Annotated in this window: 16 protein-coding genes and 1 tRNA gene; 9 read left to right on the forward strand and 8 right to left on the reverse strand. The window is 67.9% G+C overall.

Features of this window, described 5'->3' with window-relative positions:
- Nucleotides 1-7: 7 nt before the first annotated feature.
- Entirely contained in the window at nt 8-421 is a 414-nt protein-coding gene (rnpA, locus tag FM111_RS07875) for a ribonuclease P protein component (protein ID WP_087140418.1), read from the reverse strand.
- A 34-nt stretch (nt 422-455) separates the two neighbouring features.
- Entirely contained in the window at nt 456-590 is a 135-nt protein-coding gene (rpmH, locus tag FM111_RS07880; protein WP_003164000.1) for a 50S ribosomal protein L34, read from the reverse strand.
- 180 nt (nt 591-770) lie between these two features.
- Between rpmH and FM111_RS07885 the strand changes: the two genes are divergently transcribed.
- The 3 genes from FM111_RS07885 to FM111_RS07895 all read left to right on the forward strand — a co-directional run bounded on the left by FM111_RS07885 (nt 771) and on the right by FM111_RS07895 (nt 3,627).
- Complete coding sequence (locus FM111_RS07885; protein WP_087140419.1) at nt 771-1,499, forward strand: TVP38/TMEM64 family protein; 729 nt, start codon at nt 771-773, stop codon at nt 1,497-1,499.
- Entirely contained in the window at nt 1,496-3,004 is a 1,509-nt protein-coding gene (locus FM111_RS07890) for a sensor histidine kinase (RefSeq protein WP_087140420.1), read from the forward strand. The genes FM111_RS07885 and FM111_RS07890 overlap by 4 nt, the downstream gene beginning before the upstream one ends.
- 104 nt (nt 3,005-3,108) lie before the next feature.
- Nucleotides 3,109-3,627, forward strand: coding sequence for a cell wall hydrolase (locus tag FM111_RS07895; RefSeq protein WP_256968149.1), 519 nt, complete (start codon nt 3,109-3,111; stop codon nt 3,625-3,627).
- A 73-nt stretch (nt 3,628-3,700) separates the two neighbouring features.
- On the opposite strand, the gene FM111_RS07900 is transcribed toward FM111_RS07895, so the two are convergent.
- A complete protein-coding gene (locus tag FM111_RS07900) occupies nt 3,701-4,747 on the reverse strand; it encodes a ribonucleotide-diphosphate reductase subunit beta (protein WP_087140422.1) in 1,047 nt (348 codons plus the stop codon).
- 148 nt (nt 4,748-4,895) lie between these two features.
- On the opposite strand from FM111_RS07900, the gene FM111_RS07905 reads away from it, so the two are divergent.
- Nucleotides 4,896-5,552 carry a glutathione S-transferase family protein gene (locus FM111_RS07905; protein ID WP_087140423.1) on the forward strand — a complete coding sequence of 219 codons (657 nt, stop codon included), beginning with the start codon at nt 4,896-4,898 and terminating at the stop codon, nt 5,550-5,552.
- Nucleotides 5,553-5,565: 13 nt separating this feature from the next.
- Here the strand turns inward: FM111_RS07905 and FM111_RS07910 are convergent, their stop codons facing one another.
- The 3 genes from FM111_RS07910 to FM111_RS07920 all read right to left on the reverse strand — a co-directional run bounded on the left by FM111_RS07910 (nt 5,566) and on the right by FM111_RS07920 (nt 9,929).
- Nucleotides 5,566-7,677, reverse strand: coding sequence for a hybrid sensor histidine kinase/response regulator (locus FM111_RS07910; protein WP_087140424.1), 2,112 nt, complete (start codon nt 7,675-7,677; stop codon nt 5,566-5,568).
- Nucleotides 7,678-7,748: 71 nt separating this feature from the next.
- Entirely contained in the window at nt 7,749-9,068 is a 1,320-nt protein-coding gene (locus tag FM111_RS07915; RefSeq protein ID WP_087140425.1) for an acetyl-CoA hydrolase/transferase family protein, read from the reverse strand.
- A 108-nt stretch (nt 9,069-9,176) separates the two neighbouring features.
- Entirely contained in the window at nt 9,177-9,929 is a 753-nt protein-coding gene (locus tag FM111_RS07920; RefSeq protein ID WP_256968150.1) for a phosphatase PAP2 family protein, read from the reverse strand.
- Between the two features lie 256 nt (nt 9,930-10,185).
- Here FM111_RS07920 and FM111_RS07925 point away from each other — a divergent pair, with 256 nt between their 5' ends.
- Nucleotides 10,186-12,069, forward strand: coding sequence for a ribonucleoside-diphosphate reductase subunit alpha (locus FM111_RS07925; protein ID WP_373407966.1), 1,884 nt, complete (start codon nt 10,186-10,188; stop codon nt 12,067-12,069).
- Between the two features lie 168 nt (nt 12,070-12,237).
- Nucleotides 12,238-13,086: a lipid A deacylase LpxR family protein gene (locus tag FM111_RS07930; protein WP_256968151.1), complete on the forward strand. Its 849-nt coding sequence runs from the start codon at nt 12,238-12,240 to the stop codon at nt 13,084-13,086.
- 15 nt (nt 13,087-13,101) lie between these two features.
- Here the strand turns inward: FM111_RS07930 and FM111_RS07935 are convergent, their stop codons facing one another.
- A complete protein-coding gene (locus FM111_RS07935) occupies nt 13,102-14,838 on the reverse strand; it encodes a gamma-glutamyltransferase family protein (protein WP_087140440.1) in 1,737 nt (578 codons plus the stop codon).
- 194 nt (nt 14,839-15,032) lie between these two features.
- Here FM111_RS07935 and FM111_RS07940 point away from each other — a divergent pair.
- The 3 genes from FM111_RS07940 to FM111_RS07950 all read left to right on the forward strand — a co-directional run bounded on the left by FM111_RS07940 (nt 15,033) and on the right by FM111_RS07950 (nt 17,499).
- A tRNA-Arg gene (locus tag FM111_RS07940) sits at nt 15,033-15,109 on the forward strand.
- Between the two features lie 276 nt (nt 15,110-15,385).
- Nucleotides 15,386-16,120, forward strand: a complete 735-nt coding sequence (locus FM111_RS07945; RefSeq protein WP_179205054.1) for a Crp/Fnr family transcriptional regulator — start codon at nt 15,386-15,388, stop codon at nt 16,118-16,120.
- A gap of 134 nt (nt 16,121-16,254) precedes the next feature.
- Nucleotides 16,255-17,499 (forward strand): transporter, encoded by a 1,245-nt coding sequence (locus FM111_RS07950; protein ID WP_256968153.1) that lies wholly within the window; start codon nt 16,255-16,257, stop codon nt 17,497-17,499.
- Nucleotides 17,500-17,564: 65 nt separating this feature from the next.
- Here FM111_RS07950 and FM111_RS07955 read toward each other — a convergent pair whose 3' ends face one another.
- Complete coding sequence (locus FM111_RS07955) at nt 17,565-18,257, reverse strand: hypothetical protein (protein WP_143276065.1); 693 nt, start codon at nt 18,255-18,257, stop codon at nt 17,565-17,567.
- Between the last annotated feature and the right edge of the window lie 4 nt (nt 18,258-18,261).

An 18,261-nucleotide genomic window follows, 5' to 3' on the forward strand; every position in this document is an offset into this window, starting at 1 on the left:
GGGATGATCATCCTCGAAGCCGCCATGCTGGGCGCCACCCACACCAACCAGCCGGGCCGTCAGTCGGAGCCGCACGAGGGTTTGCGAGCCTTGTAAGGGCCGATTTCACATCGTCAAGCAAACGGTCCCAATCGCGGTCCGCCGTGCCCATCCGAGCGATGAACACATAGTCGCAGCCCGCGCGTCCGTGCAGGGGCGCAAGCAGGCGGGCGGCCTCGCGCAGGCGTCGCTTGGCGCGGTTGCGCACGACGGCGCCGCCGATCTTGCGGGTGGCGGTGAATCCCAGGCGCAGCGTCGGGTCGCCGTCGGCGCGATCCAGTTGCTGGACCACCACGGCGCCGCGGGCCTGAGAAACGCCTTTGGCGGCCGCCAGAAACTGGGGCCGCCTCAACAGGCGATCGATTTTCATCAGATCGGTCATGCGCCCCGCCCTGAAGGGTAATGGGCGCGTGACGTCAGGCCGTCAGGCGCTTACGGCCTTTGGCGCGGCGACGCGCAACAATCTTTTGACCGTTCTTGGTGGCCATCCGCGAACGGAAGCCGTGACGGCGCTTGCGCACGAGTCGCGACGGCTGATAGGTCCGCTTCACGGTCGGCTCCGGGTTACTGGGGTTGGCGACAGACACAAGCGTCAGCCGCGAGAGAGGCGGGCGTATAAGCGGCGGCCGCACGAGAGTCAACGCCACTGCCGCTTTTCCATGTCGCCGACAGGGGCGCGCGGCGCATGGAAATCCGCTAAGGATGTCAGGAAGAAGAAGACGGAGCACGGCTTGGACCGGGTCAAAAGATTTCTGCCCCTAGCCCTGCTGCTGGCCGCCGTCGCCCTGATCTTCGGCATGGGCTGGAATCGCTACCTGTCGCTGGACACCTTGCGCGAGCACGGCGCGGCGCTGGAGGGGCTGGTCGCCCAGCACTATCTGCTGATGCTGGGCGCCCTGATGCTGCTCTTCGCCCTGCTGACGGCCAGCGTGGTGCCCGGCGTGGTCTTCATCACCGTGACGGCAGGCTATCTGTTCGGGCCGTGGGTCGGCGGCGTCGCCACCGCCTTCGCCGCCACCGTCGGCGCCCTGGCCGTCTATTATGTGGGGCGCACCGCCCTGGGCGATTCCCTGCGCCGCCGCGCCGCCGCCGATACAGGCCTGCTGAACAAGGTCTGCGCCGGTGTGGACAAGAACACCTTCTGGTACGTGCTGGTCGCGCGCCTGGTCGTCACCGTGCCCTTCCACATGATCAATGTGGCGGCGGGCGTGATGGCGGCGCCGCTGCGGCCCTATGTCATCGCCACCTTCATCGGCCTGTTGCCCGCACACACCATCTATTGCTGGATCGGCGACAGCCTGCACGACGTTCTGGTCACGGACCCAAATCCTGACATTCGGAGCCTGTTCGCGGAATTCTTCTGGCCTCTGATGGGGGTAGCCTTCCTGTCCATGCTGCTGCCCCTGCTGCTCAAGCTGGCCCAGAAGCTGCGCGCCCGCCCCCGCATGGAGGCGTCATGACGGAACGCGAGGACCTTCCGACCGCCCTGCAGACCCCCCTGGCCTCTGCGACGGCCGCCAGGCCGCCTGCGACGCGATCCGCCCCGTGGAACGTCCTGCGCCGGCGGTTGAAGCCCCGCGCGCCCGACGGCCTGTCCAGCCGCCTGCTGCTGCTGACCGTCGCATTCACCCTGGCGGTCGCCGCCATCATCATCGTGCCCAGCGCCGCCTCCTTCCAGGAGCGCTGGCTGATGGACCGGCTGCAGGCGGCCGAACTGGCCTCTGTCGGGGTCGAGGCCCTGCCCTATTCCGCCGTCGAGGACTCCACCGCCGAACAGTTGCTGAGCATCGGCGGGGTGCAGTCGGTCGTCATCGGCGAGCAAGGAGTGCGGCGTCTGCTGCTGCAGGCCCCCAACCTGCCGCGCGCGCCCGAACTGATCGACCTGCGCCAGCGCAACGTCGGGGCGCGGCTGCTGGACCCGTGGAAGACGCTGTTCGGCCACCCCGATCGTTCGCTGCGGGTGCAGGCGGCGCCGCGCTATCGCTCGGGCGATCTGGTCGAGATCCTGGCCCCGGCCCAGCCGCTGAAGAAGGAGCTGGAGAGCTTCCTGGTCAACAGCCTGATGATGTCGCTGCTGATCGCGGCGGTGGCGGGCGGTCTGCTCTACGCCTCCCTGTCCATGCTGGTGCTGCAGCCCCTGCGCCGCGTCACCCGCTCGATCGAACGCTTCGCCGCCAATCCGGAAAGCCCCGCCGAGACGCCCTCGGATCGTCAGGATGAGATCGGCCGGGTCGAACGCGAACTGGCCCGGATGCAGGAAGAGGTGCGCCAGTCCCTGCGCTCGCGCGCCCGCCTGGCGGCGCTGGGCGAAGCGGTGGCCAAGATCAACCACGACCTGCGCAACATGCTGACCTCGGCCCAAATGGCCTCCGAACGGCTGTCGACCTCGTCCGACCCCCTGGTGGCGACCGCCCTGCCCCGGCTGGAGCGGGCGCTGGACCGGGCCTCGACCCTGGCGCGCAACGTCCTGGCCTACGGCAAGACCGAGGAGCCCGCGCCTCAGCTTCAGAAGATGCTGCTGGCCCGCGCCGTGGCCGCCGCCGCCGAAGATGCGGGGCTAGAGCCGGACGGCGTGCGGTTGGTGCGCGACCTGCCCGCCCGCTTCACCGTCAACGCCGATCCAGACCAGCTTCATCGCATCCTGGTCAATCTGATGCGCAACGCCCGCCAGGCCATCGAGACCGCTCCGCAAAGCAAGGACAAGGGCGGCGGCAAGGGCGCCATCACCGTCAGCGCCGAACTGCGCGAGGGCATGGCCGCCATCACCGTGCGCGACGACGGCCCCGGCATCCCGCCGCGCCTGGCCGATCGCCTGTTCGAGCCCTTCGTCAGCGGCGGCGGCGCCGACGGCACGGGCCTGGGCCTGACCATTTCACGCGAGCTGGCGGCCAACCACGACGGCGCCCTGACGTTGCTGGACACGGGCCCCCAGGGCACGCGCTTCGAGCTTCTGCTGCCGCTTTAGACCACTGGGCGGCAGCTTTCCGCCGCCCCCAGACGTTGTTTCCTTTGAAAGCCGAAAGCGCCAAGCTTGCGGTCTTTCGTATCCTCCCCTGCAAGGAGAGCTCCATGACCCCTTCCCTGTCCTCGCAAACCCGACCCTTGCGCCCTCTGGCGGCGTTGATGCTAACCACGACCCTGGCCGCCTCGCTGACGGTCGGCTCCGCCTACGCCCAGAACCAGAGCCAAACCCGCCCGCAACCGGCGCCGAAAGACCCCGTGGCCGAAATGCTGCTGTCCAAGGGCGAGCGCTATCATCGCGCGCCGGATTCGGCCCAAGACCCCGATGAGCTGCGCCAGACCCAGGCCCTGAACGCCGAGATCGTGGCCCAGAACGATCTGGCCGAAAACGAAGACCGCGCCAATCAGTCCGCCCAGGCCGAGGCCCAGCGCCGCTGGCAGGCCGAGGTGGATCAGACCGAGGCTCAGGCGCGCGCCGATCGCGAACGTCACGAGGCGGACCTGCGCGCCGCCGACGAGGCCCAGGCTCGCTATGAACGCGACATGGCCGACTGGCGCGCCACGGCCGCCGCCTGCCAGCGCGGCGACACGGCGCGCTGCCACGCGGGCCGCAAGACGCCGAACTGAGGCTTCAAGCAAAGGAAAGGGCGCCGCCGACCTGCGTCGGGGCGCCCTTTTTCTTGCTTGCCGCTGGCCCGGATCAGGCCTCGGCGGATTCCGTGCGGCGCTTCATCATGTTGTCGAAGCTGTCCCAGACGCCGTCAGCGCCGTGCCAGGCGCCTTGCGTGGCGGCCTTGGAGTATTCGGTGGCGCGCGCCTCGAAGAAGTTGGCGTGCTCCACGCCCGACAGCAGGGCCTGCAGCCACGGCAGCGGATTCTCGGTCACGCCATAGACTTCCGGCAGGTGCAGCTGGCGCAGACGCCAGTCGGCGATGAAGCGGATGTAGGCCTTGATGTCGTCCGGCGTCATGCCGTTCACCGGACCCATTTCGAAGGCCAGGTCGATAAACTTGTCCTCCATCTCGATCACCGTCTTGCAGCAGTCGACGATGTCGTCGGCCACGGCCTTGGTGACGGCGCCCGTCTCCTTGTTGAAGGCGTGGTACAGCTTGATGATGCCTTCGCAGTGCAGGCTCTCGTCGCGCACCGACCAGGACACGATCTGGCCCATGCCCTTCATCTTGGACTGGCGCGGGAAGTTCATCAGCATGGCGAAGCTGGCGAACAGTTGCAGCCCTTCGGAGAAGCCCCCGAACATGGCCAGGGTCCGACAAATGTCGGCGTCGGTGTCGACCCCGAACTGGCCCATGAAGTCATGCTTGTCGCGCATGGCCTCGTATTCCATGAAGGCGCCGAACTCGCTCTCGGGCATGCCGATGGTCTCGAGCAGCAGGGCGTAGGCCGCGATATGGATGGTCTCCATATTGGCGAACGAGGCCAGCATCATCTTCACTTCGGTCGGTTTGAACACCCGGCCGTAGCGCTCCATGTAGTTGTCCTGGACCTCGATGTCGGCCTGGGTGAAGAAGCGGAAGATCTGCGTCAGCAGATTGCGCTCGCTGTCGGTCAGGTTGGCGGCCCAGTCCTTGACGTCCTCGCCCATCGGAACTTCTTCCGGCATCCAGTGGACCTGCTGCTGCTTCTTCCACATGTCGAAGGCCCACGGGTAGCGGAAGGGCTTGTAGGCGGCCGAAGGGGTCAGCAGACCGGGCGTGCCGGGACGAATGATCGTGGCGGGAGCGTTCATCGAAGAAGACCTGAGGCGAATCCTGAAAAGGTGCGTTCACCATGCGTCCGCCGACGCGCGGGGACAAGGGAAGATGCGCACATCTAGCGATCACTTTTCACCCGACCGCTAGATATGGTGTTTCCATGACAGGAAACTGGGGAGGAAGATGGGGATGGTTTTCACGCTTTACGGCGCAGCTGGGTCTGGCTCGACCCCGGTCGAGGCGACGCTGCGGCTGATCGGACTGGACTATCAGGTGGTCGAGGCCGCGACCTGGGAGAGCGAGGCCGAGCGGGACAGAGTGGCGGCCGTCAATCCGATGCGCCAGGTGCCGGCCCTGGTCACGCCGGGCGGCGAGATCATCACCGAAAGCGCCGCCATCCTGATCTGGCTGGCCGATTCCCACCCGCAGGCGCGGCTGTCGCCCGCCCTGGACGATCCGCGCCGAGCGCAGTTCCTGCGCTGGATGACCTTCATCCCCGCCTCCATCTATTCGATGTTCTGGGTGCGGGACGAACCGACCCGTCTTGGCGGCGACAATCCCCAGGCCCAGGCCGAAATCCAGCGACGCACCATCGAGCGCATCGCCGACTGCTGGCGGATGATGGACGCGCAGATCACGCCCGGCCGCTTCCTGTTAGGCGAAGAGCTGACGGTGCTGGACCTCTACGTCGCCGTCGCCAGCCGCTGGACGCCGCGTCGGCGCCGCTTCTACGCCGAAGCGCCGGGCATGGCCGAGGTCGTGCGGCGCGTCGACGCCCTGCCCGCGCTTCAGCCCTTCTGGGCCGAACGGTTTCCGTTCGACGAGGGGTGGGAAGGCTAGGCGGCCAGGTGAACTAAGCGGCCAGGCGCGCGTGCGCCGCGCGGAGCGCCTGGTCCACGGCGGCGTAAAGCCGTTCATGGGTGATCGGCTTGGCCAGATGGCCGTCCATGCCCGCGCCGAGACAGCGCACGGCGTCCTCGGGCATGGCGTCGGCCGTCACCGCCAGCACCGCCGCCAGTGACGAAGCCGAACCGCCGTTGCGGATCATCTGCGTCGCCTCCAGCCCATTCAGGCGCGGCATGCGCACGTCCATCAGAATCAGGTCGAACACCTCGGCCGAGGCCTGCTCGACGGCCTGAATCCCATCCGCCGCATCGACCACCCGACAGCCGGCCGCCTCCATCATGATCCGCAGCATCAGACGGTTGGTCGGATGGTCGTCCACCACCAGAACGCGCGTGACCTGCCCGTCGGATGGCGCAGGCGCCGCCTCCATCGCGCCGTCGCCCTCGACCGCCCCCTCGCCCAGACGCACGGTCAGGATGAAGACCGAGCCCTGATCGGACGTTTCGCCCAGAACCACGTCTCCGCCCATGGCGCGGGCGTGTCGACGCGCGGCGGGCAGGCCCAGCCCCGCCCCTCCATGCCGCCGGTTCAGGGAATCGTCGCCTAGTTGGAACAGATCAAACAGCACCGGCTCCAGATCCGGCGCGATTCCCGGCCCCGTGTCTCGCACCGTCAGGGTCAGTCTTTCAGCATCCAGCCGGGCGCACACCTCGATCCGGCCCCTCTCGGTGAACTTGACCGCATTGGACAGAAGATGCCTCAGGGCCGAGGCGAGCCGACGCGGATCGCCCATGCGCAGAGCCATGTCCGGCGCGTCCAGCTTCAGCTCGAACGCCACCCCCTTGGCGTGGGCGGCGACCGCCGCCGGGGCGCAAAGGTCGCGGATCAGACCTGTCGTATCGAACGGTTCGACCTGCACCTCATCATCCCCGGCCGAGGCGTCCAGAACATCCTCGACCAGTCGCCGCATCTCCTCCCCCGCCTGGCGAATGGCCTCGACGTAGGTTTGGGCCTCTTCGGGCAGGTCGCGGCGCTGAGACAACAGGTCGGCGTAGCCGCTGACGCCGTTCAGCGGGGTGCGCATCTCATGGCTCATGACGGCCAGGAACCGCGCCTTGGCGGCGGCGGCGACCTCAGCCCGACGCCGTTGCTTCAACGCCAGGGCCGTGCGCCGCGCCAGCCGCGCGACGCTGGCGCGACGTTCAGCCATCAGGGCGCTGAGCGGCAGGGAGGTCAGGACCAACACCATCAGGAAGACATGGTACAGCGGCATCTGCCGCAACCGCTGGGGAAGGTGGGCCAGGGCTGCGACATCCGCCACCGGCGCGGCGGCGACGGGACCGTATCCCTCCAGCGTCAGAATGCAGCTGATCCCGACAGACACCAGAATCGTCGCGGCCATCCACGGCGGCGACAGGCGATAGGCCGCCAGCATCAGCGGCGGGAAGACCAGAAACAGCAACGAACTCGGCTGACTGAAGACCCACACGACCATCGCCGCCGTCAGCCCGGCCATGCCGAGCGCGAGCCAGGACGAGGTCGCCTCGTCGCGGAACCTGCGCGCCCGCGCCAGGAACAGCAGATTGGGCGTGACGACCAGCAGGCCCAGCGTCTCCATCATGAACAGATGCGTCCAGATGAAAGCCGTCAGCGCCGGCGCATAGTCACGCAGCCACGCCGCCAGCAGACAGGAGAAGGTGGTGGTCAGGAACACCGCCGGCGCGACGGCGCCCAGGGCGAAACACAGAAACCGTCGCGGTCGCCGCAGATCCAGCGCGGCGCCGCATAATCGGCGCGCCAGCACGCCTGCGATCAAGACCTGACCCAGATTGAGCAGGGGATTCAGCCACACGAAGGGCTGGGAATCCCCCCTCACCGCCGTGCTGACCAGGTTCAACCCGAAGCAGACCAGCAGTGTCGCCGCCGCCTTGCGCCGCGGGAGCAGGAGATAGGCCGCCAGAAGCACGCCGTTGGCGGGCCAGATGATCACGGCGTTGTAGGTCGCCGCGCTCCAGTGGCCGATCAGCAGACACAGGGCGAACAGGACGACATAGGCCGTCGCCGGAGGGCCGGCCTCACGGCCGGCCGCATGACGAAACATCCGCCAGCGCGCCTGCATTCCTGTCTTCACCCTCCCCGGTTCGGCGCCAGCTTCTCCCGGAAATCGTAAAGAAACCCCTCGGCGGCCGCCTAGAGAAGACCCATCGCCTTCGCCTCACGCTCCAGCCCCTCGCGGAACTCAGGCGCAGCCAGGCCGATCAGGGCGCGAGCGCGGGCGTCGTCGGTCAGCCCCTTCAGATTGATCGCCCCGTGCTCGGTGACGACGTAGTGGATGTCGTTGCGCGGTGTCGTCGCCGGGCCGTCCAGACGCGCCACGATGCGCGAGGCCGCGCCCTTCGCCGCCGTGGAGTGGCAGGCGATGATCGACTTGCCGCCCTCGGACGCCGCCGCCCCGCGCACGAAATCCAGCTGGCCGCCCGCCGCCGTATACTGTCGCCCGTTCAGATGTTCGGAGCAGCAGGCGCCGAACAGATCGATCTGCAAGGTGGCGTTGACCGAGATCATCTTCGCATTGCGGGCGATGACGGCCGGATCGTTCACATAGTCGACCGGATAAGCCTCGAAGGCCGGGTTCTCGTGCAGGAACTCATAGGTTGAGCGATCACCCATGGAGAAGGTGAAGACCGTCTTGCCAGGGTGCAGGGTCTTGCGCGCGTTGGTGGCCACGCCCGCCTTCATCAGTTCGACCAGGCCGGGCGTCAGCATCTCGGTGTGAACGCCCAGATCGCGATGATCATGCAGGGCTGCGCACACCGCGTCCGGCAGGGCGCCGATGCCCATCTGCAGCGTCGCCCCGTCCTCGACCAACCCGGCGATCAGGGCGCCGATGGCCCGATCCTGCGGCTGCTGAGGCGCCTTGCCCGCCTCCAGCAGGGGCGCCGAATGCTCGACCAGGGCCGCGACCTGCGAGACGTGGACGCGGCAGTCGCCGAACACGCGCGGCATGTGCGGATTGACCTCCAGGATCACCCGTTCAGCCGTCTTCGACACGGCCAGGGCGTAGTCGGTGTTGGTCCCCAGGCTGAAATACCCTTCGGCGTCCATCGGCGAGACGGTCGCCAGCAGGGTGTCGACGCCGATCTCGCGCGTCAGCACACGCGGCGTCTGCTGAAAGCCCGTCGGCACGAACCAGACGGCGCGACGGCCTTCCTCGCGCCCGCGCGCCTCCAGCTTCCGCTCGATGGTGCCGTGGAACAGGCTGTGCGGGCGGATGCGGTCGGTCAGTTCATAGCGCATGACCGTCTCGCCCGCGATGGCGGTGGACAGCAGGTAGTAGAGGTTGACGTCGCCCACCTGCCGCGCCTCGGCCCGGTCGGCCAGGGCCTTCAGCAGAGCGGGCGGCTGGCCGACGCCCAGGGCCATGGCGACCTTGGCGCCCGACGGGATCAGGGCGGCCGCCGCCTCGGGCGTCGTCAGGCGTTCGGCGTAGAGGGCGGCGAAATCGGTCACGGGGAAACTCCTGAAGCGTCGTCCTGAAGGGGCGTCCGTCGCTGCGCGGCGACGGCTTCTGGGACCACTATCCGACAGCCGCGCCCGGTCGCGGCGCTAGACCTTGGTCTAACCTAGGGCGCGTCCTGCAGGGGCGCGTCGTGCAGGCGCTGGCGGCGCTCGGCGGCGCTCGGCGGCGTAGGCGACCAGCCACAAGGCCATCGACCAGGCGGCGCCCACGCTCCACCCCGCGAACACGTCCGACGCCCAGTGCGCGCCCAAATAGATTCGCGTCAGCCCGATCAGCAGGGCGATCACCACCGCGCAGCCCAGGACATAGGCCTTCAACCGCTTGCGCGGAAAGGCGCGCGTCAGCATGACGCCCAGCGTCAGATAGAAGACGGTCGACAGCAGGGCGTGACCCGAGGGGAAACTGGCGTTCAGCGTCTCCACCGCCTGATAGATCTCGGGCGGCCGTTCGCGTTCGAACAGGGCTTTCAGGCCTTCGCTCAAGGCCACCCCGCCGGCCAGGCCGACCACCAGCATGAGCGCCGACAGCCGCTTGCCCATGATCAGCAGGAAGCCGATGGCGATGACGGCGAACAGCGTCAGCACCGATATGCCGCCGAGCGAGGTCAGGTCCGCCGCCGCCTCATGCAGCCACCACGGCCCCCAGGGACGGCCAGGATCGTCGGCGAAGGGCCGCACCGCCGCCAGCACGGCCTGATCGAAGGCCTGACCGTCGGCCTCCTGAATGTCGTCCGCCACCTCGATGAAGATCAGCACCCCCAGGGCGACCACCAGCATGGCGGCCACGGCGGCGATCTCCGTGCGGGCGACGCGCAGGGCGCGAGTCAGGAAGGCGGTGGGATGCGGAGCCATGGGGCGCTAACGGCCAAGCTAGAGTCTCGTTCCCGCCGATTTTCCGAGCCCGTCGGGGCGTCATCGCCGCCATTTCTACATCACAGCGGGATCGCAACGCCCGCCCCGTACCGACCCGCCGCCATGCAAGCGAAAAATCACACTTTGGAGACGATAAATTGGTTGGCGCCCCCGCCGCCTTAACACTAGATTTAGATAGTCGAGGTGTTATCCACACAACATCTGGCGTTATCCACATAGGCACTGGGGACTGACGATGGCAGGCGGCGAAGCGTTGCAGACGACGGAATTCTCTACGGTTTCCTCGGCTCCGCCCGAGACCAAACCGGAGCTGACGGTGGTTAACGGCCTGACGCTGGACCGCACGCGCGACGCCCTGCTGACCGATTTCGGCAAGAAGACGCTGGAAGACCGCTACCTGCTGGCGGGCGAAAGCTATCAGGACATGTTCGCCCGCGTCGCCACGGCCTACGCCGACGACGCCGACCACGCCCAGCGCGTCTATGACTATATGTCGAAGCTGTGGTTCATGCCGGCGACGCCGGTGCTGTCGAACGGCGGCGCGGATCGCGGTCTGCCCATCTCCTGCTTCCTGAACTCGGTCAACGACAGCCTGGACGGCATCCAGAACGTCTGGAACGAGAACGTCTCCCTGGCCTCGAACGGCGGCGGCATCGGCACCTACTGGGGCGGCGTTCGCTCCATCGGCGAGAAGGTCAAGGGCGCGGGCCAAACCTCGGGCATCATCCCCTTCATCCGCGTGATGGATTCGCTGACCCTGGCGATCAGCCAAGGGTCGCTGCGTCGCGGCTCGGCCGCCGTCTACCTGGACATCCACCACCCGGAAATCGAGGAGTTCCTCGAAATCCGCAAGCCGTCGGGCGACTTCAACCGCCGCTCGCTGAACCTGCACCACGGCATCAACATCACCGACGCCTTCATGGAGGCGGTCCGCGACGGCAAGCCGTTCGACCTGCTCTCGCCCAAGAACGGCGAGGTCCGCAAAACCGTCGACGCCCGCAACCTGTGGACCAAGATCCTCGAAATCCGGATGCAGACGGGCGAGCCCTATCTGATCTTCTCGGACACGGTGAACCGGCAGATGCCGCAGCACCAGAAGGACCTGGGCCTGTCGGTCAAGCAGTCCAACCTGTGCTCGGAAATCATGCTGCACACGGGCCTGGACCATAAGGGCGTCGAGCGCACCGCCGTCTGCTGCCTGTCGTCGGTCAACGCCGAGACCTTCCTGGAGTGGCGCGAAGAGCCCCGCTTCATCGAGGACATCATGCGCTTCCTCGACAATGTGCTCGAGGACTTCATCACCCGCGCCCCGTCGTCGATGGCCGCCGCCGTCTATTCGGCCCAGCGCGAGCGTTCGGTGGGCCTGGGCCTGATGGGCTTCCACTCCTTCCTGCAGTCGCAGGGCGTGGCCTTTGAATCGGCCATGGCCAAGAGCTGGAACATGCGCCTGTTCAAGCACCTGCGCCGCGAGGCCGACAAGGCCAGCCGCACCCTGGCCGAGGAAAAGGGCCCCTGCCCCGACGCCGCCGATCGCGGCGTGATGGAGCGCTTCAGCCACAAGCTGGCCATCGCCCCGACCGCCTCGATCTCGATCATCTGCGGCGGCACATCGGCGGGCATCGAACCGATCCCAGCCAACATCTACACTCACAAGACCCTGTCGGGCTCCTTCGCGGTCAAGAACCCCTATCTGCAGGACCTGCTGGCCGAGAAGGGCATCGACACCGAAGCCGTCTGGTCGTCGATCCTCGAGAACGAAGGCTCGGTCCAGCACCTGGACGCCCTCAGCGACGACGAGAAGGCCGTCTACAAGACCGCCTTCGAGCTGGACCAGCGCTGGGTCATCGAACTGGCCGCAGACCGTACCGGCGACATCTGCCAGGCGCAGTCGCTGAACCTGTTCATCCCCGGCGACGTCAACAAGTGGGACCTGCACATGTTGCACTGGTCGGCGTGGGAGCGGGGCCTGAAGTCGCTCTACTACCTGCGCTCCAAGTCGGTGCAGCGCGCCGCCTTCGCCGGCGCCGAGGACAAGAAGGAAGAAGAGATCGATCCGAACCAGCCGGACCTCTTCTCGGCCGCACCGACCAACTACGACGAGTGCCTGGCCTGCCAGTAAGGCGGAGCCCGACCTCCATCGTCATCGCCTTTGAACCGCCCGGGGAACCCTCTCCGGGCGGTTTCGTTCGTCATAAACGAATGTGGCGTAAAAGAGTCCGTTGCGGTTCCCCGGCGTTCGTGCACAGTGGGAGCGTTAACGGATCGGGAGGGACCGTTGATGCGACGGATGGCATGGGCAGGATGGATGATCGCGGCGGTCGCCCCGACGACCGTTTTCGCCATGCCGCAGACCGTTCTCGAAGAACCCACGGCCGCGCGCGGCGGCGACGCCGTCCGGTTCGAGGACGCCGCCGCCCGGCTGGACAGCCGCCTGCCCTTCACCGCCGAGCCTGACGCCGCCTTCGGCGCGCCGGTGCAGTTCAACGACGTCGCCCGATTGAGCGCCGATCAGGGCGAGCTGCGCCAGGAGGCCTGGTTCGCCGGCGACGGCTTCACCGACCGACTGCGGATCACCACCACCGGGGAACTGCGCCGCGCCGACGGCTCGCCCGTACCGCCGCGCGCCCTGGACCCCGTCGCCTTCTCGGGCGAGAGCTATGACGTCACCTATACGCGCGGCTGGACGGCCGCGAAGGGCCGCACGGCCTCAGGACTGGAGGTGTCGCTGACGCCCCACGCCGGCTTCGGCGTCGGCAGCGACGGCCCCTCGGCCGAGGCGGGCGCCACCCTGCGCATCGGCGAGAACCTGGATCGCCTGGCTCCCAACGGCGACGAGGCCTTCGGCGAGCGCCCGCGCTGGTATCTGTATGCGGCGGGCTCCAAGCGGGCGGTCGGCTACAACTTCGCCCGCACGCGCGACGGCGACTTCGCCCGGTCCGGCGTCAGCCAGGACGCCGGAAGCTATCTGGGCGACGCCTCCATCGGCGTGGCCTATCGCCGGGGCGCGGTGCAGAGCTCCTTCGGCGTCGTCTATCGCGAGATCGAGGCCAAGGGCCTGCGCGGCTATCAAGGCATCAGGACCGACGTGTCGGAAGGCCTGGTGGCCTTCCAACTGACGATCCGCCCGCCGCGCTAGGCGGCTTCGCAGCCTTTACTGCGTCCGCGCCACGCCCTCGCGGCGGCTGTCGGCCGCCCCATCCCAGCGCCCGTTCCGCCACAGGCCGCCATGCAGGCCCGAGGTTTCGGTCGTATTGGGCCGCAGCTCGACGCCCCGCGCCGCCATGCCTTCGCGCACCGCGTCGGGGAAGCCCTCTGTGTCGGCGCCGAAGCCGTCGCCCTTGGCCACCAGGTTCGGCAGGTCGAACGCCTGTTGCAGCGGCAGGCCCCAGGCCAGGGCGCCGATCAGGGCCTTGGCGTTATAGGCCAGGATGGACGAACCGCCCGGCGAGCCCAGCAGACCGACCAGACGCCCTTCGCGATCCAGGATCAGGGCCGGCGACATGGACGAGCGCGGACGCTTGCCCGCCGCCACGGCGTTGGCCGCCGGCGTGCCGTCCGTCGCCGTCGGGACCAGGGAGAAATCGGTCAGCTGATTGTTCAGGAAGAAGCCGCCCGCCATCCGGCCCGAGCCGAACAAGCTCTCGACCGTGGTGGTCATGCTGACGGCGTCGCCCTTGGCGTCCACCACGACCAGGTGCGAGGTGCCCGCCGGTTCGCGCGTGGCGTCCGCGCCGACGTTCGGCGCCCCCGCCGGCACGCCATAGGGCGCCGCGCCGCGCAAGGCCGGCGCCAGGGCCGCGCGCTCGGCGACATAGACCGGGTCCAGCAGGCCCGCGACCGGCACGGAGACGAACGCCGGATCGCCGAAGTAGCGGTCGCGGTCGGCGTACATCAGCCGTTGCAACTGGCCGAAGGCGGCCCAGGCCTCGGGGCTGTTCGGCCCCTTGTCGATGTCCGGCGTCTGCTCGGCCATGGCCAGCAGCTCCAGGATCGAAGCCCCGCTGGACGGCGGCGGCGGCACGCAGATGGTGTAGATCTTATAGGGACCGCACACGGCCTCGCGCACCACGGGGCGATAGCCGGCGATGTCGGCGGTCGTCAGGGCGCCGGGACGCGGCCCCTCGTTCACCGCCGCGACGATGGCCTCGGCCAGCGGGCCCTGCTGCAATGCGGCCGCGCCTTCGCGGGCGATGCGGCGCACCGTCTCAGCATAGGCCGGGTTCCGCAGGGTCTCGCCCGCCTGATAGCGCGCGCCGTCCGGCTTGGTGAAATATTCGGTCGCCCAGCGGGTCTTCGCCTGAGGCGCGTAGCCGTTGATCATGCCCGCCAGACGCGGGCTGACGACGAAGCCGTCCTGCGCCAGTTTCTCAGCGTCGCCGAACAGCTCGGACCAGGCCAGGGCGCCGTGTTGCTTCTGGGCCAGGGCCAGCATGGGCACCACGCCGGGCGCCCCGGTCGAGCGTCCGCTCAGCACCGCATCCCCGAACGCCAGAGGCTTGCCGTTCTCATAGAAGAGCTCAGGCGTGGCGGCGGCCGGCGCGGTCTCGCGCCCGTCATAGACGGTGACGACGCCGCTTTCGGCCTCATAGAACATCATGAAGGCGCCGCCGCCCAGACCCGAAGACTGCGGCTCGGTCAGGCCCAGCACCGCCTGGATCGCCACCGCCGCGTCCACGGCCGAACCGCCACGCGCCAGCACCTTCATCCCCGCCTCGACCGCCAGGGGATTGGCCGCCGACACGAACGGTCCCTTGGCTGCGGACACCTGCGCCGCGATCGACGCCTCCGCCGAAACCGGCGCCGCCTCAGCCTGTGTCCCTTCCGCCGTCGTCGCGCATCCCGTCAGCAACAGGGCCGCAAGCGCCGTCCCGGCTGTGAGAGAGGAAATCCTGCGCGCAGGACGCAGATGGGAGAAGGAAAAGGCGCGCACTCAAGCACTCCGGGACATTACAGGGAGGCTTTATGCCTAGGCCCGCAGGCCTCCGAGGCCAACCCCGCATTTTCTCAAGATTTTCTGAGAAAACCTGCTTGCCAGCCCGAAGGCGACCCGCTAGATACCCGGCCCTGCCCGCAAGGCAGTGCGCACCCGTAGCTCAGCTGGATAGAGCACCAGACTACGAATCTGGGGGTCAGGAGTTCGAATCTCTTCGGGTGCGCCATCTTTCCTCACATCATGATGAGAAGACAGACCGACCGTAAGGTCCGTCGTCCGTTCTACCTGAACGACGCCGCAGCCTTCGTGCGATCGGCGGCCTCCACGGCCAAGTTAATATAAAATCAACGTTTCTGCGCCTTGGCAGGAACGACCGTCGCATTGTGGCCGTTTCTTGTCCTGGAGGAACGCCTGAGATGGTGTGGGAGAGGAACCGAAGCCGGACCGCCGGAGGTGGTGGGTCGCGCCTGCCCGCAAGGGCATGGTGACGCGCGCGGTGAGCGTGCGCCGTTCCGTATCTGCGCCGGCCGATCTGGCCGCCCTGCGCAACCTCGCCTCCATCACCCGATTGAGCGATGAAGAACGCGCCCTGGTTCGCCGGTTGTGTGTGTTTCAGGAGGCCGTGCCCGCAGGCCAGTCCTTCGATCCCGACGGCCGGGCCGCCTCGCCGCGCTTGATCCTGAGCGGATGGGCGTGTCGCCAGCGCATCCTGGCCGACGGCCAGCGCCAGATCTTCGGCTTCCTGCTGCCCGGAGACTCGGTGGGGCTGAGCCTTGATCCGCGCCCGCTGGACGAGACGACCATCATCGCCCTGACGCGGGTCGAATATGTCGACGCCCTGATGCTGCGTGAAATCCTGGCGCTTCAAGACCCGCGCCACGACCGGCTGCGCCGCGCCCTGGCGACATCGCGTCGATACGAGGAAACCTGCCTGCTGAACCATGTGGTGCGACTAGGACGACAGTCCGCCCAGGCGCGCCTGGCTCATCTGCTGCTGGAGTTGCGCGACCGACTGCAACGCGCCGGTCTGTGCACCAGCGACCGCCTGCACCTGCCGCTGACCCAGGAGACCCTGGCGGACGCCCTGGGCCTGAGCCTGGTCCATGTCAGCCGCACCTTGGGCCAGATGCGGCGTGGGCGGCTGATCGCCATGCAGAGCGGCTGGGTCACCCTTCTGGACGAGGCCTATCTGCGCGCCGCCAGCGATTATGGCGTCGACGACCACGCCCTTCACTGAAACCAGAACGAAAAGAGAGAGCGAGCGTCATGAGCCCCCACCGACAACCCTCTCGGCCCCGCCCGCCTCTCTCGCCCGGTCGACCGCCGCGTAGGGCCGGATCCGCGCTGCGGCTGATCGGCGCCTCGGTCGCGATGGCGGCCCTGCTGGCCCCCGGCGCCGCCCTGGCCCAGGACGAGGAGCTGGCGGCGCGGGTCGCGCGGCTGGAAGCCCTGGTCATCGAGCAGCAACGCCGGATCGAGGCGCAGGAGGCCTTGCTGAGCGAGCGCGCGGCCATGGCGCCGCCGTCCGTCGATCCGCGCTGGCAGGTGCAGACCGACGCCTCGGGCCGAGCGGTCTTTGCGGATCGCACACTGAACCAGTTGCGCGCCGGCCAGCAGGTCGCCAGCTCCATCGCGCCCAATGGTCCGGCCCAACCGACCCTGCCGCCGACCGAAGCCCCGCCGCCGCCCTCTCCCGAGGTGCGACGCGAGCAGCTGGCCGCCATTCCCGAAGGCATCGCCGTGTTGAGCCAGCCCGGCAAGTTCACCCTGGACGTCTCGACCGAATACACGCGCTCCAGCGCCAACCGCCTGGTGTTCCGGGGCATCGAGATCGTGCCCGGCGTGCAGATCGGGGTGATCGAGGCCAATGAGGCCGATCGCGACACCGGCGTCGTCACCGTGGCCGGGAAATACGGCACCGGGTCGCGCATGGAGGCGGAGCTGCGTGTGCCCTATGTCTGGCGCAACGACACCATCACCACCGTGCAGCAGCGCGACGAGGCGGTGACGCGCACCATCGACCTGAGCGGCGACGGCGTCGGCGACGTCGAAGCGGCCGTCCGCTATCAAATCAACGGCGGCGAGCGCGGCCGCCCCATCTTCATCGCCGGCTTGAGGGTCAAGAGCGACACAGGCGAAGGGCCCTTCGACATTGATCGCGACGAGTTCGGAGTCGCCACGCGCCTGGCGACCGGATCGGGCTTCTGGGGCGTCGAGCCCAGCGTCAGCTTCCTGTATCCCAGCGATCCGGCAGTGATCTTCGGCAGCCTTAGCTACTTCGCCCACCTGCCGCGCGACATCAACAAGACCGAGGGCGAGATCCGCATCGGCGAGGTCGATCCGGGCGACGCCATCGGCCTGTCGATCGGTTTCGGCTTCTCGCTGAACCCGCGCTTCTCCTTCTCGCTGGGCTATAAGCACAACTATATCCGGCCGACGAAGAGCGAGTTGAACGACATCACCGAAGAGTCTGACGAACTACAGGTCGGCGCCTTGCAGTTCGGCATGTCCTACCTGCTGAACGACCGCTACAGCCTGAACGGCAATTTCGAGTTCGGCGTGACCGAGGATGCGCCGGACATGCGCTTCATCCTGCGCCTGCCGATCATCTTCTGACATGAAGAAGGGGCCGCCCGACGGCGGCCCCTAAGAGGGAGGGAGGGAGACTCCAACGCTGCGGCCTAGAAGCCGCCCAGGCTCCTGAGTCCGGCCCAGTCGATGTCGCGGGCGATGTTCGATCCGTAGTTGTGCATCTGGCTGTTGGTCTGAATCGTCGCCAGGTCGGGCAGGACCAGGTTCAGCTCCATGTCCTGACGGATGTTGCGATTATCGGCGTTGTTGATGATCAGGTTCTGCAACTGGCTGGTCGTGATGTTGTGCAGGATCGCCGTCGCGCCCGAGCCGTCCACCACCGCCACCCCGCCGGTGTTGTTCAAGCCGCGAAGGTCGATGCCGCCCGCCACCAGGCTGGCCATGGCGCCCGCCAGATCGGCCACGCCGGGAACATTGTGCTGCACCTGCTGGCTTACAGGGCCGGTCGGCGTCCAGGTCAGTTGCGTCTGCAGGGCCAGCTGATCGTTCACATAGGAACGGACCACGACGCCGAAGCCGAAGGTGAAGCCGCCCGCCGTCATGAAGCCGCCTCGCGCCTCTGACATGTCCGCGTCGGTCATGACCTGAGGCCCGCTCATGACCGCGTCAGGCGGCGCGGCCGGCGCCGAGGCTTGCGGCGGCGGGATCGCGAAGGGCTCCAGCGAGGCGTCGCCGACAAGCTCGGCCGCAAAAGCGATAGATTCGGCCGAGACCGGCGCCGCGAGACTGACCGGCGCCAGACAGGTCATGACGAGCAGAATGCTTGAACGCGCGCGTCTCATGGTC

Source organism: Brevundimonas diminuta 3F5N, assembly GCF_900163625.1.
Taxonomy (GTDB): Bacteria; Pseudomonadota; Alphaproteobacteria; order Caulobacterales; family Caulobacteraceae; genus Brevundimonas; species Brevundimonas diminuta_A.